The sequence below is a fragment of the Kerstersia similis genome (genome assembly GCF_965139615.1).
Classification (GTDB): Bacteria; Pseudomonadota; Gammaproteobacteria; order Burkholderiales; family Burkholderiaceae_B; genus Kerstersia; species Kerstersia similis.
Genome location: NZ_CBCSIQ010000005.1, coordinates 120,411 through 133,413, shown reverse-complemented (window position 1 = coordinate 133,413; position 13,003 = coordinate 120,411). Strand labels below are relative to the sequence as shown.

Here is a 13,003-nt window from a genome sequence, read left to right as displayed (position 1 = left end):
TAGCTGGCTCATGATCTTCTCTACCATTCTCTTTTATGTCGTCGCCGCCGTGCTGGTGATCGCGGCTGTGCGCGTGATTACCGCAAGCAGCCCGGTGACCGCCGTGCTGCACCTGATCCTGGCGTTCTTCAATGCCGCCATGCTGTGGGTGCTGATCGGCGCCGAATTCCTCGGCCTGTTGCTGGTCGTGGTGTATGTAGGCGCCGTCATGGTGCTGTTCCTGTTCGTCGTGATGATGCTCGATATCAAGCTGGACATGCTGCGTGCCGGTGCGCGCAACTACATGTTCATCGGTGGTGTCGTCGGCCTGATCATGGTGCTCGAAATGGCTTTCGTGCTGTGGGCGACCTGGGGCGGTGTCGGCGAACTGCCGGTGCAGCCGGGTGATTACAACAACACCCGCGCGCTGGGTGAGCTGATGTACACCAAGTATGTCTTTGGCGTGGAAGTGGGCGCCGTGCTGCTGCTGGTCGGTATGATCAGCGCCATCGCGCTGACGCTGCGCCGCCGTACCGACGTGCGCTACAACGATCCGTCCGGCGCCGTGAAGGTCAAGGCCAAGGATCGCTTCCGTATCGTCAACGTCAAGCCCCAGCGCGATGTGGCGCCGGCGGCACCGGCAGCCGATGCGGCCGGCGAAGGAGAAAAGCAATGACACTCACTCTGGCGCACTACCTGGTGCTGGGGGCCATCCTCTTCGCCATCGGCGTTTTCGGGATGTTCCTGAACCGGCGCAATCTCATCATCCTGTTGATGTCCATGGAGCTGATGCTGCTTGCCGTGAACATGAACTTCGTCGCCTTCTCTTCCTGGATGGGCGATGCGGCAGGTCAGGTCTTCGTGTTCTTCATTCTTACGGTGGCGGCTGCCGAAGCCGCCATTGGTCTGGCGATCCTGGTGTTGCTGTTCCGTAACCTGAACACGATCAACGTTGACGATCTTGATCGCCTGAAAGGCTGATGGGGCCCGGAATCATGTCTGAAACCAATTTTTATCTGCTTATCGCACTGGCTCCGCTGGTCGGCGCCATATTGTCCGGCCTGTTCGGCACCGGTTTCCTGGGCCGTCCGATCGGGCGCCGGGCGGCGCATTGCATTACGATCCTGTGCGTGGCGATTTCCGCCATCGGCTCGGTGTTCGTGCTGCGTGATGTGCTCAACGGCCACACCTTCGACGGCACGGTCTATACCTGGACGCTGATCGGCACCACCAAGCTGGAGATCGGCTTCCTGATCGACTCGCTGTCGGCCATGATGATGGTCGTTGTGACCTCGGTGTCGCTGATGGTGCACATCTACACCATCGGCTACATGTCCGATGATCCAGGCTACCAGCGTTTCTTCTCGTATATCTCGCTGTTTACCTTCTCGATGCTGATGCTGGTCATGTCCAACAACATGGTTCAGCTGTTCTTCGGCTGGGAAGCGGTGGGCCTGGTGTCCTACCTGCTGATCGGTTTCTGGTACACGCGTCCGACGGCGATCTTCGCCAACATGAAGGCGTTCCTGATCAACCGCGTCGGCGACTTCGGTTTCGTGCTCGGCATCGGCCTGCTGTTTGCCTACACCGGCACCATGCACTACGGCGAAGTCTTCGCCCAGGCTGACAAGCTGGACGCGCTGCAACTGCCGGGCACGGACTGGCAGCTGCTGACGGTGGCATGTATCTGTCTGTTCATCGGCGCCATGGGTAAATCGGCGCAGGTGCCGCTGCACGCCTGGCTGCCTGACTCGATGGAAGGCCCGACCCCGATTTCCGCGCTCATTCACGCGGCCACCATGGTGACCGCCGGTATCTTCATGGTGTCGCGTTTCTCGCCGCTGTTCGAGTTGTCGGATACGGCGCTTTCGCTGATGATCGTGGTGGGCGGCATCGGTGCACTGTTCCTCGGTATCCTGGGCATCATCCAGAACGACATCAAGCGCGTCGTGGCCTATTCCACGCTGTCGCAGCTGGGTTACATGACGGTGGCGCTGGGCGCTTCGGCCTACTCGGTGGCCGTGCTGCACCTGCTGACGCACGCCTTCTTCAAGGCCATGCTGTTCCTGGGCGCCGGTTCCGTCATCATCGGCATGCACCATGACCAGGACATCCGCAACATGGGTGGCCTGCGCAAGTACATGCCGATCACCTGGATCACCTTCCTGATCGGTACGCTGGCGCTGGTCGGTACGCCGTTCTTCTCGGGTTTCTATTCCAAGGAAAACCTGATCGAAGCCGCGCATGCCGCCAACGTCTGGGGCGCAGACTTTGCCTATTGGTCGGTGTTGATCGGCGTGTTCGTCACCTCGCTGTACTCGTTCCGCGTCTATTTCCTGGTCTTCCACGGCAAGGAGCGTTTCCCCGAGCACGGCCATGACGCCCACGGCCACGGTCACGACGACCATGGCCATGATGATCACGGCCATCACGGCGGCAAGCCGCATGAGTCGCCCTGGGTAGTCACGCTGCCGCTGATCCTGCTGGCCATTCCGTCGGTCATCATCGGCGCGCTGGTGGTGGAACCCATGCTGTTCGGTTCGTTCTTCGACGGTGTCATCACGGTTCTGCCGCAACACCCGGCCATGGCCGATATCGCTTCCACCTGGCACGGCTGGGTTGCCTATGGCCTGCATGCCTTCCAGACACTGCCGTTCTGGCTGGTCGTGGCGGGTGCCGTCATTGCCTGGTACTGCTACCTGATCAACCCCAAGGTGCCTGCCGCCATCGAAGCCCGCATGGGTTGGCTGCTGCGCATCCTGGAAAACAAGTACTACGTCGATTGGTTCAACGAGCAGGTCATTGCCCGTGGCGCCCGTGCGCTGGGCCGCGGCCTGTGGCGCTACGGTGACCGCGGCCTGATCGACGGCCTGCTGGTCAATGGCAGCGCCCGCGTGGTGGGCTGGATCGCCGCTGTCAGCCGCAAGGTACAGACCGGCTACATCTACCACTATGCGTTTGCCATGATCATCGGTGTGATGGTTCTGGTGACCTTCTACGTGCTGATTTACAAATGATGGCTAGCGACATGGTATCTACAACATTCCCCTGGCTGACATGGGCGATCTTCACGCCCATCGTGTTCGGCGTGCTGGTCCTGGCGCTCGGACGCGACTCCGCGCCTGGCCGTACTCGCTGGCTGTCGCTGCTTGGCGCCATCGTCAGCTTCCTGGTCACCATTCCGCTCTATACGCGCTTTGACGCGACCACGGCGGACATGCAGTTCGTCGAGAAGTCGAGCTGGATCGAAGCATTGGGCGTGAACTATCACCTGGGTGTCGATGGCATCTCGGTCTGGTTTGTCCTGCTGACCGCCTTCATCACCATCATCGTGGTGGTGGCGGGCTGGGAAGTGATCACCAAGCGCGTCGCGCAGTACATGGCGGCGTTCCTGATCCTCTCCGGCCTGATGATCGGCGTCTTCGCTGCGCTTGACGGCCTGCTGTTCTACATCTTCTTCGAAGCCACGCTGATCCCGATGTACATCATCGTCGGTGTCTGGGGCGGTCCGAACCGGGTGTACGCAGCATTCAAGTTCTTCCTCTACACCCTGATGGGCTCGCTGCTCACGCTGGTGGCATTCATCTACCTGTGGAATGTCACGGGCACCTTCGACATTGCCACCTGGCAGCAGCAGCCGCTGGGCATGACCCCGCAGATCCTGATCTTCCTGGCGCTGCTGGCGGCCTTCGCGGTCAAGGTGCCGATGTGGCCGGTGCACACCTGGCTGCCGGACGCCCACGTGGAAGCGCCTACCGGCGGTTCCGTGGTGCTGGCCGCGATCATGCTGAAGCTGGGTGCCTACGGTTTCCTGCGCTTCTCGCTGCCCATCGCGCCGGATGCCGCGCATGAGCTGTCCTGGCTGATGATCACGCTGTCTCTGGTGGCGGTGATCTATATCGGTCTGGTGGCAATCATCCAGGCGGACATGAAGAAACTGGTGGCTTACTCGTCCGTGGCCCACATGGGTTTCGTGACGCTGGGCTTCTTCATCTTCAATACCGCCGGCATGGAAGGCGCCATCGTTCAGATGATCTCGCACGGCTTTGTGTCGGGCGCCATGTTCCTCTGTATCGGGGTGCTGTACGACCGCGTGCACAGCCGTGAAATCTCCGCTTACGGCGGCGTGGTCAACACCATGCCGAAGTTCGCCACCTTCTTCATCCTGTTTTCGATGGCCAACAGCGGCCTGCCGGCCACCAGCGGTTTCGTTGGCGAGTTCATGGTCATCATGGGCGCGGTTGAGTACAACTTCTGGATCGGCCTGCTGACTGCCACGGCCCTGATCCTGGGCGCAGCCTATTCGCTGTGGATGACCAAGCGCGTGGTGTTGGGCGATGTCGCCAATGACAACGTGCGCAACCTGAAAGACCTGTGCGGCCGCGAATTCCTGATGCTGGGCATTCTGGCTATCGCAGTGCTGTTCATGGGTATCTATCCGAAGCCCTTTGTCGATCTCATCCACGTCTCGGTCGATGCGCTGCTGCAGCACGTTGCCATCTCGAAACTGTAAGGCTGGACCATCATGCAATCTTCGTTCAACTTTACCCTTGCGCTGCCGGAGATCATCCTGCTGATAGGCGGCATGGCGATCCTGTTGCTGGACGCCGTCCGCAATGATCCCCTGCGCCGCATGACGCACACCCTTAGTCTGGTGCTGCTGCTGGTGCTGACGGTGGTCACGCTGGTGCAGTGGTCTGATGGCCTGCGCGGTTCCACGTTCTCCGGCATGTTCGTGGTGGATCCGCTGGCGCATCTGCTCAAAGTCGCTTCCTATATCGCGGTGGCGGTCAGCCTGATCTACGGCCGTGCCTACGCGCAGGCCCGTGACATGATGAGCCGCGGCGGCGAAATCTACGTGCTGTCGCTGTTCGCCCTGCTGGGTCAGATGGTCATGATCTCGGCCGGTAACATGATGTCCATGTACCTGGGCCTGGAACTGATGTCGCTGGCGCTCTACGCGCTCATCGCCCTGCGTCGTGATCATGTCGTGGCGACCGAAGCCGCGATGAAGTACTTCGTGCTGGGTGCCCTGGCTTCCGGTTTCCTGCTGTACGGTATGTCCATGGTCTATGGCGCGACCGGCAAGCTGGATCTGGGCGAAATCGCAGCTGTGCTGCGTGGTGGCGACTTCCAGCACATGGCGCTGGTGTTCGGCGTGGTATTCGTGGTGGCCGGCCTGGCCTTCAAACTGGGTGTGGTGCCGTTCCACATGTGGGTGCCCGATGTTTACCAAGGTTCGCCGACGTCTTCGACGCTGCTGCTGGGTGCTGCGCCCAAGCTGGCCGCCTTTGCCGTGACGCTGCGCCTGCTGGTCGAAGGCCTGCATACGCTGGCTGCTGACTGGCAGAGCATGCTCATGATCATGGCCGTCTTGTCGCTGGCCATCGGTAACCTGACCGCGATCATGCAGACCAGCTTCAAGCGCATGCTGGCCTACTCGAGCATCTCGCACATGGGCTTTGTCATCCTGGGCCTGCTGTCGGGCGTCGTGGAAGGCAACCCTGGCGCAGCCGGGACGGCCTATGGTGCTTCGCTGTTCTACATGCTGGTGTATGTGCTGACGACGCTGGGCGGCTTCGGTGTGGTCATGCTGATGTCGCGTGAAGGTTTCGAGTGCGACAACATCAGTGATCTGAAGGGCCTGAACAAGCGCAGCCCGCTGTACGCGCTGGTTCTGCTGCTGCTGATGTTCTCGCTGGCCGGCATTCCGCCGCTGGTGGGCTTCTACGCCAAGCTGGCGGTGCTGCAAGCCGTGGTGCAGGCTGGCCATCTGTGGCTGGCAGTCGTCGCCGTGCTGTTCTCGTTGATCGGCGCGTTCTACTACATCCGTGTCGTCAAGGTGGTTTACTTCGACGAGCCGGAAGCCGATGCGCCGACGATCAAGGCCGGCTGTCTGCCGCGTGCAGTCATGGCAATCAACGCCGCGCTGCTCCTGCTGCTGGGTATCCAGGAAAACGGCATCATCCAGTTGTCGGTGGACGCGATCCGCGCTTCGCTGGCATTCTGATAAGGCCAGGCCTCGCCCAATGGGGTGAGGCCTGGTGCCGCAAGCCAGACTTGCGCACGAGCAATAGAAAACCCCAGGGTGGCAAAGCGATGCTCCCTGGGGTTTTTGCGTACTGCGCTACGGTTTACGGCCTGCCGAGGCTGGCCGGGCCGTCGTCACACAGTGATTCCGGCTTCAGCCGCTGCCAGGCGATAGAGTACCTGGCGCATCAGCAGCCCGGGCTTGTCTGGTGCGAAATTCAAGTCGAACTGGGGTTCGGCGTCGCGGCTGACGACATCCAGAATCCATTCCAGGGCATCGACGTCCTCCTGGTATGCCTTGCTCGATGCGTTCAAGAGATGCGTATCGGTTGCCGCATCCTCAAGCTTGAAGTTACGGCTGCAGAACCACCAGTAATGGATGGCATTCTGGCTTTCAGGCGTAAAAATGTGGGAAATATTGAAACGGTAGGTGCGAGGTTCGCCGCTGGCATCGTGCCGGTCAATAATTCTGGCATAGGCGGTATGCAGTGCAGGCGAGACGAAGCGGGCGTCGGAAAGACGATCTACCGGTTGGCCAGTCAGACCGGTCGGGACGGCATAGACACCAGGAGGCGGCGAGTCGCGCAGTTCCCGGTCAATAATGACCATGTTGTCCTCCACGCGTACCTTGAGGCGGGAGCGTGCGTATTCCGGGGTGCCGATGGCGCCGGGGTGAAGAAAAGGAAAGTGGGTCTGATCCAGCAAGTTTTCGTGCATGGAGACATAGTCCGACTTGATGTGAAATGCGCCGCCGACGGATTTCCAGGCGGCACTGTCCAGCCAGCTGGTATCGGGAATGAGGTGTTCGCTGGCGTGATCGGGATCCCCCATCCAAATCCAGATTAAGGGGCCGCGTTCGGCAACCGGGAAGGTACGGACATTGGCGTTGGTCGGGACGATAGGCATGGCAGGCATGTTGACGCAGCGGCCGGACGGGTCAAATTGCATGCCATGGTAGCCACAGACGAGGATATCGCCTTCAAGTTTTCCTTTCGCCAGGGGAAAGGAGCGGTGGGGGCAGCGATTGCGTACGGCGACGGCTACGCCCGCAAGGGTGCGGTACAAGGCAACATCTATGCCCAGCAGGCGGCGGTTGATAATCTCGCGTGAAACTTCATGGGCAAGCGCTGCGACGTACCAACAGTTCCGTATCAGTGGGGTCGTGTGGTCGGCAAAGCCACCGGGTTCGAAGTCGGGAACGGCATGGTCGAAGTCCGAAATCGTGCTGACGGTCGGGGTCATGATAAGGCTCCAGAGAAAGTAGTCAGGCATCCAAAACAAGCTGTGTGCCGCGTATGCGTGACACGCAAATGCACAAGCTGTCGCCAGCGGAGCGTTCCTCGGGCGACAAGTAGTGATCGTGATGTTCCAGGGGGCCATCTGCGGCCAGGACGGTTAATGGACAGAGCCCGCATTCTCCGCGGCGGCAATCCCACAAAACGGGTATGCCCTGGGCCTGCAAGGTGTCGAGAATCGTGGCGTCTGCCCCTATGCGTACCGTTCGGCCACTGCGTTGCAATACGACATCAAAGGCGCGGGCAGTCTGGGAACGTGTCACACCGAAGCGTTCGCTGCGGACATGGTTCTGCCCCAGGCCTGCCTGCAAGGCGGCTTGATGAGTGGCTTCGATCATGGCTGGCGGCCCGCATACATAGACGCGTTTGACGTTGGCGTGCTCCTTGAGCAAGGCCGTCAGATCCAGTTGTCCCTGGCGTTCGCTGTAGTGATAGCTGACCTGCCTGCCGCACAATTGCGAAACGTCATCGTGATAGGCCATGGCATGCGGGGCGCGGCCAAGATAGATCAGCTGGAATGGAACCTGACGGCGTATCAGACTGCGCGCCATCGAAAATATCGGTGTGATGCCGATGCCACCGGCCAGTAACAGCACCGGGCTGTCATGCCTGTCCAAAGGGAAGTCGTTGACGGGTGGTCCGACACGAACCAGCTGGCCAGGCTTGAGCGTCGAGTGCAGATAGGAAGAACATCGGCCCAGATGTTCGCGTTGAATGGCAATACGGTAGGTATGGCGAGGGTCGTCATGTGTTGCCGAGCCTCCCAGCAGCGAGTAATGCCTGACCATCAAGCCATGTTCGGGTGACACGACATGCAGCGCAATGTGGGCACCCGGCGCATAGCTGGGCAAGGGTTGGCGATCCAGCGAGCGTAGCTGGTACTCACAGATTTTTTCCGTCAAAGGGCGGACGGCAATGATCTCGGTGTTGAAATTGTTGCGGGCCATAGGACACTCCGGTTTGAAAAAAACGAGACGAACAGTGAGACATCCGATTGTTGTCAGTCGTCAAGACGGGAGGCGGCTGGCTTGGGGCAGAGATTGGGGCGTGGTGCGTGCGGGCCGGATGGCGCTGGCGATGATGGCAACGCCGGCCAAAGCCGTTGGAATGGCCAGCAGGGAGACGATGCCAGAGAAAGTCCAGCCCAGGCTAAGCAACAGGCCACCTGCCGCGGTACCGAAAATGCTGCCAAAGCGACCCATGCCCAGCATCCAACTGACGCCAGTGGCGCGTACGGCGGTCGGGTAGCAACTGGGCGCGTGTGCGTTGAGGCCGGTTTGTGCACCGTTGATGAAGAAACCGGCGGCCAGCATCCAGAAGGGAAGCGAGCCGGCGAGCGGGCCGGATTGCCCAACGCCCAGGACACAAAGCGCGCCAAGAAAATAGGCCGTGGCGATGACACGGGTCGGGTAGCCGCGATCCATGGCCCAGCCAGTCAAAATCGCGCCGACAATGCCGCCGGTCTGAAACATGGCGGTGACATGGGCCGCTTCGGTAATTGGCAGGCCGGCATCCTTGATCAGGGTCGGCAGCCAGCCCGTAAGCAGGTAGATAACCAGCAGGCCCATGAAGTAGGTACACCAAAGCGCGAGGGTCGTACGTCCCAGGTTGTGCTGAAACAGCAGACGGAACGGGGCTTTGGCCGGTGTGCTGGGTTCGTCGGAGAAAAAAGTCGTTCCGGCGGGGAGCGAGGTGCGACAGACGCGTTCCAGCATACGTGCAATCTGCGTCATGGCCTGGCCACGCACGAGCATGAAGCGTGCCGATTCCGGTAGCAACCAGACCAGCAGAGGCACTAGCATCAAAGGCAGAATGCCGCCCAGCATCAGGACGGAGCGCCAGCCCCAGTGGGGAATCATCCAGCCTGCCGCAAAACCGACAGCAGCGGAGCCGACCCCGAAGCCAATGGACATGGTCGTGATCATCAGCCCACGGCGGCGCTCGGGGACATATTCGGATAGCAAGGTAGTGGTGATGGGCATGGCGGCGCCCAGCCCGATCCCGGTCAGCAAACGCATGACGGCCATTTGTAGTGTGCTGCTGGTAAAGGCCGTGAGCAGACAGCACAGCCCGAAGAGGAAGACCGAGGTGACCAGAATTTTCTTGCGTCCCAGGCGGTCGGAGATCGGGCCGGCGCACAGCGCACCGATAACCAGTCCTACGGGTGCCAGGCTCATGACGATACCGAATTGGGTACGGCTGATACCCCATTCCTGCATGATGGATGGCGCCAGATAGGCCATGATGGCGACGTCTATGCCATCTGTCATGACGACCAGGAAACAGAGCGCCGCCAGCAGGTATTGCGGCCAGGCAATGGGACGCGAGTCTATGAATGATTTGATATTGATTCGGGAATCTACAGGCATGGTTTGTCTCCACCGGTTTTTATGGTTATCCCGCCGGCTTGTCTGTTTTTTTTGGAGCCGGGTAGCAGGGCGGCCGCTGGCCGCAGGGGCCATTGGAGAGACAAGTCTATTTTTAATCAGACGCAGTGATTGAACTAAGTTCTGGGTTTCATTTGATGCTTATTTGAATCAATCAGTGCGTACTGAATTGCTAAGCTGATGGGCAGGAGGAGGTAGCTATGGATGTCATGACGCATATCCGCACATTCGTCGAAGTTGTGCGCAGCGATAACTTCAGTGCGGCAGCACGGCAACTGGGCGTTGTGCCGTCCGTGGTCGCCAAGCGGATCCGGCAACTGGAAGAGGAACTCGGGAGTCGCTTGTTCGATCGCACGACAAGGAAAATCATCCTGACGGACGCCGGGCAGCGTCTTTACACCCGGGCCTCGCCGATGGTGCAGGACTTTGATGAGCTACTGCATGTGGTCAGCCGGGATGAAAAAAGTCTGCATGGCCATTTGCGCGTCATGGCTCCCCTGACCCTGACTTGCCTGCATCTGGGGCAGGTGTTCAACCGTTTTTTGCTGGCGCATCCTCATATCACCTTGGATCTGCGCCTGGTGGATCGCTCGGCCAATCCGGCAGAGTTGGGTTGCGACCTGGCCATCAGCGGCCGCTCAGCCAGTTATGAAGGCGTTGCGGAATTGGCGCTGGGGCCGGTACAGCCGCGTTTGTGTGCTGCACCGGCGTATCTGGCTCAATATGGCAGTCCGCTGGTGCCGCATGATTTGCTGGAGCACTCCTGTCTGGTGTTTTCTGCCGCAGGTAACAGTTGGAACTTCGATACGGCGCAAGGCGTGAACTGTATTGAAGTCCGGCCACGGCTGCAGGCCGATGACAATCTGACTTTAAGGGAGGCGGCCCGGTCAGGCATGGGCATTGCGTTGCTGCCCGACTATGTCGCTAGTGATGCATTGCGTGCCGGGCACTTGATACAGGTGTTGCCCGATTACACCGTGCAGGAAAATTGGTTCAAGGCATATGTGCCACGCCGTCATGCCGGCGTGGCACGTGTGCGCGTCTTGCTTGAGTACTTGCAGCGGCATTGGCCCATATGAGGCGCCAGCCACCTGACTCGTGCGAAGTGAGGGGGCGTTTTTCTGTGCTGGCATCACGGATCAATGTGGATGCAGCACCATGTCGATGATCAGCCCGGTCGCAATGGCGACCAGCAGATAGTCTGCCCCGACTCTCACCCAGCGTTGACCATGCGATGGCGGTGGCAGGCCATGGTAACGGGGATAGACAACATAGTAGCCGGGGTCGGCGTACGGGGCAGGCAACAGGCCGCCCAGGCGAAAATGAGGGGAAGGGCCTGGCGAGTGGCCGGCGTAAGCCGGTGGCCCTCCTCGCCAGGCGGGGCCATGCGGCTGGCCGTGGGCTTGAAACCGCTGTGCGCCGGGGGCGTGGCGTCTATCCTCTTGATGGCGTTCGCCTTGGCGGGGCAGACCATCGTGCCGACCGGGTCCTTGTGGATGTTCCTGCCTGGCATGCTGGCCTGGCTCCTGGTGGCGTCCCGTCCATGCCTGTCTATCGCGAGCTGGACGAGCAGTATTGTGCCGGTCTGCATGACGCTGCTCGTCATATCGTTCACGGGAAGGCCTGTCGTCGCCGTAGGGCTGGGCCTGCAGGCTGCTACTGAAACTGGCGGCAGCCCATCCGGACAGGATAAGCATGGCCGCAGATCGAAAGTAGGGGCGTGCCATGGCGGTGTCCTCAGTGGTTCAGGACGAGGTCGATGATCAGGCCGGTGGCGATGGTGATCAGTACATAGTCCGCACCCACTTTGACCCAGCGTTGGCCGTGGCCCGGCGCTGGCAGGTTGTAACGTTCAGGCTGGCTGACGTAGTACCTGCGGCCCTGATAGGGTTGAGGCAGGGTGTCGCCCTTGTGATAACGGTCATCCGGGCCGGCGCCACGCCTGACCTGGCTGGGAGGGTGTGGTGCGGCAGGCGCGGCCTGATTGCCCGCCGGCGTGGCTTTCTGGCCAGCCTGATGCTTAGGCTGGGGCGTGGCCTGCTGGTTCCGGCTGGGAGTGGAGGCCGGGCGCTGGCCGGGTGTCTGCGGCTGGTTTTGGGCGGCAGGACGGTTTGTGGAGTAGGGCGGATTGCCGCGTCGTTCTTGCTGGGCGTTTTCCCGGAGATCCTCCGGCGAAGGCTGGGCGCTGGCCGCCAGGTTGAAGGCCATTGCAGAAACGCCAAGCAGGGTTGAAATAATGACTGAGGTGGTCTTGGTGGGGCTCGCCATGATGCAGCTCCTTCAGCTGGGCAGCGGGGGAATCCGTTGATGCCAGTGTGTCCTCGTGCCTTGCAAGCGCCGTGGAGATTTCATGGAGAAGTTCGGAGGACGTGTAATAAGTTGCGTCTCCCAGGTTGTGGTATTGATAAATGTTCGCAAGTTGATTTAGCGCAATTGCCGGCACTTACGGCCATTTACAGTGCGATAGGGGGCAGCTGACAATGCCTGAGCGCAGCGGTGTGTGCCGTTGCCGCTTGCTGAACAGGAGAAAGCAATGAAACGTCTGGAAGGTAAGGTTGCCATTGTCACCGGCGCTGCAGTCGGTATCGGTCGTGCTATCGCAATACGTCTGGCGCAGGAGGGCGCCAAGGTCGCTGTGACGGATTTGCAGGATGGCGCCGAGGTGGTGGAAACCATCAGCAAGCAGGGCGGCCTGGCCAAGTTCTGGCGCGTGGATACGACGGACGAGGCTTCGGTGGCCGAGTCTTTCATCGAAGTGGCCGAGTACTTTGGCCGTATCGACATCCTGGTCAACAACGCCGGGATATCCGGGGTGAACAAGCCGACGCATGAAATCACCGAGGCAGAGTGGGATCGCGTCATGGACGTCAACGTCAAGGGCGTGTTTTTCTGCACCAAGCATGCCGTGCCGACCATGCAGGAGCAAGGCGGCGGCAGCATCATCAATCTTTCTTCCATCTATGGCCTGGTAGGGGCTGCCGACCTGCCGCCGTATCATGCTTCCAAGGGCGCGGTACGCCTGATGAGCAAGAACGACGCCCTGCTGTATGCCCGCGACCATATCCGCGTGAATTCGGTGCATCCCGGTTTCATCTGGACGCCGCTGGTCGAGGACCTGGCGAATCAGTCGCCGGCTGGCCCGGCTGCCTTCCGTGCCGAACTGGATGCGCGTCATCCGCTGGGCTATGTCGGCGATCCGGACGATATCGCCTGGGGCGTGGTGTACCTGGCTTCCGACGAAGCCAAGTTCGTGACGGGCAGTGAACTGGTGATCGACGGCGGCTATACCGCCCGGTAACTGCGCTGGCCACA

The 13,003-nt window shown here is 60.5% G+C and carries 12 protein-coding genes; 7 read left to right on the top strand and 5 right to left on the bottom strand.

Annotated elements, in window-relative coordinates; translation table 11 throughout:
* The first annotated feature begins 10 nt into the window (after positions 1–10).
* Genes ACNA1V_RS05285 through nuoN form a run of 5 tightly spaced genes read left to right on the top strand, consistent with a single transcriptional unit; the run spans position 11 to position 5,989 of the window.
* Entirely contained in the window at positions 11–655 is a 645-nt protein-coding gene (locus ACNA1V_RS05285; RefSeq protein WP_415832528.1) for an NADH-quinone oxidoreductase subunit J, read from the top strand.
* Complete coding sequence (gene nuoK, locus ACNA1V_RS05280; protein WP_068366885.1) at positions 652–960, top strand: NADH-quinone oxidoreductase subunit NuoK; 309 nt, start codon at positions 652–654, stop codon at positions 958–960. The genes ACNA1V_RS05285 and nuoK overlap by 4 nt, the downstream gene beginning before the upstream one ends.
* Positions 961–974: 14 nt before the next feature.
* Positions 975–2,996, top strand: a complete 2,022-nt coding sequence (gene nuoL / locus ACNA1V_RS05275; RefSeq protein WP_415832527.1) for an NADH-quinone oxidoreductase subunit L — start codon at positions 975–977, stop codon at positions 2,994–2,996.
* Positions 2,993–4,492 carry an NADH-quinone oxidoreductase subunit M gene (locus tag ACNA1V_RS05270; protein WP_415832526.1) on the top strand — a complete coding sequence of 500 codons (1,500 nt, stop codon included), beginning with the start codon at positions 2,993–2,995 and terminating at the stop codon, positions 4,490–4,492. Before nuoL ends, ACNA1V_RS05270 begins: the two co-directional genes overlap by 4 nt.
* A 9-nt stretch (positions 4,493–4,501) precedes the next feature.
* On the top strand, positions 4,502–5,989 hold the full coding sequence (gene nuoN, locus ACNA1V_RS05265; RefSeq protein WP_415832557.1) for an NADH-quinone oxidoreductase subunit NuoN: 1,488 nt from the start codon (positions 4,502–4,504) through the stop codon (positions 5,987–5,989).
* 155 nt (positions 5,990–6,144) lie between these two features.
* Here nuoN and ACNA1V_RS05260 read toward each other — a convergent pair whose 3' ends face one another.
* From ACNA1V_RS05260 to ACNA1V_RS05250, 3 genes are read right to left on the bottom strand one after another with little or no spacing between them, the layout of a single operon-like run.
* Complete coding sequence (locus ACNA1V_RS05260; RefSeq protein WP_415832525.1) at positions 6,145–7,251, bottom strand: Rieske 2Fe-2S domain-containing protein; 1,107 nt, start codon at positions 7,249–7,251, stop codon at positions 6,145–6,147.
* Between the two features lie 22 nt (positions 7,252–7,273).
* Complete coding sequence (locus tag ACNA1V_RS05255) at positions 7,274–8,251, bottom strand: PDR/VanB family oxidoreductase (RefSeq protein ID WP_415832524.1); 978 nt, start codon at positions 8,249–8,251, stop codon at positions 7,274–7,276.
* Positions 8,252–8,311: 60 nt separating this feature from the next.
* Entirely contained in the window at positions 8,312–9,673 is a 1,362-nt protein-coding gene (locus ACNA1V_RS05250) for an MFS transporter (protein ID WP_415832523.1), read from the bottom strand.
* Positions 9,674–9,891: 218 nt separating this feature from the next.
* Between ACNA1V_RS05250 and ACNA1V_RS05245 the strand changes: the two genes are divergently transcribed.
* A complete protein-coding gene (locus tag ACNA1V_RS05245; protein WP_415832522.1) occupies positions 9,892–10,770 on the top strand; it encodes a LysR family transcriptional regulator in 879 nt (292 codons plus the stop codon).
* A gap of 60 nt (positions 10,771–10,830) precedes the next feature.
* Here ACNA1V_RS05245 and ACNA1V_RS05240 read toward each other — a convergent pair whose 3' ends face one another.
* Together ACNA1V_RS05240 and ACNA1V_RS05235 are read right to left on the bottom strand one after the other, a co-directional pair.
* The gene (locus tag ACNA1V_RS05240) at positions 10,831–10,995 is read right to left on the bottom strand and encodes an RcnB family protein (protein ID WP_415832521.1); all 165 of its coding nucleotides are present in this window, start codon (positions 10,993–10,995) and stop codon (positions 10,831–10,833) included.
* Positions 10,996–11,428: 433 nt separating this feature from the next.
* A complete protein-coding gene (locus ACNA1V_RS05235; protein ID WP_415832520.1) occupies positions 11,429–11,959 on the bottom strand; it encodes an RcnB family protein in 531 nt (176 codons plus the stop codon).
* Positions 11,960–12,224: 265 nt separating this feature from the next.
* Here ACNA1V_RS05235 and ACNA1V_RS05230 point away from each other — a divergent pair, with 265 nt between their 5' ends.
* Entirely contained in the window at positions 12,225–12,989 is a 765-nt protein-coding gene (locus tag ACNA1V_RS05230; RefSeq protein WP_415832519.1) for an SDR family NAD(P)-dependent oxidoreductase, read from the top strand.
* Positions 12,990–13,003 lie beyond the last annotated feature (14 nt).

Coding starts and splice junctions, on each gene's coding strand:
- ACNA1V_RS05285 (WP_415832528.1), top strand. CDS start 11: ATGATCTTCTCTACCATTCTCTTTTATGTCGTCGCCGCCGTGCTGGTG.
- nuoK (WP_068366885.1), top strand. CDS start 652: ATGACACTCACTCTGGCGCACTACCTGGTGCTGGGGGCCATCCTCTTC.
- nuoL (WP_415832527.1), top strand. CDS start 975: ATGTCTGAAACCAATTTTTATCTGCTTATCGCACTGGCTCCGCTGGTC.
- ACNA1V_RS05270 (WP_415832526.1), top strand. CDS start 2,993: ATGATGGCTAGCGACATGGTATCTACAACATTCCCCTGGCTGACATGG.
- ACNA1V_RS05260 (WP_415832525.1), bottom strand. CDS start 7,251: ATGACCCCGACCGTCAGCACGATTTCGGACTTCGACCATGCCGTTCCC.
- ACNA1V_RS05255 (WP_415832524.1), bottom strand. CDS start 8,251: ATGGCCCGCAACAATTTCAACACCGAGATCATTGCCGTCCGCCCTTTG.
- ACNA1V_RS05250 (WP_415832523.1), bottom strand. CDS start 9,673: ATGCCTGTAGATTCCCGAATCAATATCAAATCATTCATAGACTCGCGT.
- ACNA1V_RS05245 (WP_415832522.1), top strand. CDS start 9,892: ATGGATGTCATGACGCATATCCGCACATTCGTCGAAGTTGTGCGCAGC.
- ACNA1V_RS05235 (WP_415832520.1), bottom strand. CDS start 11,959: ATGGCGAGCCCCACCAAGACCACCTCAGTCATTATTTCAACCCTGCTT.
- ACNA1V_RS05230 (WP_415832519.1), top strand. CDS start 12,225: ATGAAACGTCTGGAAGGTAAGGTTGCCATTGTCACCGGCGCTGCAGTC.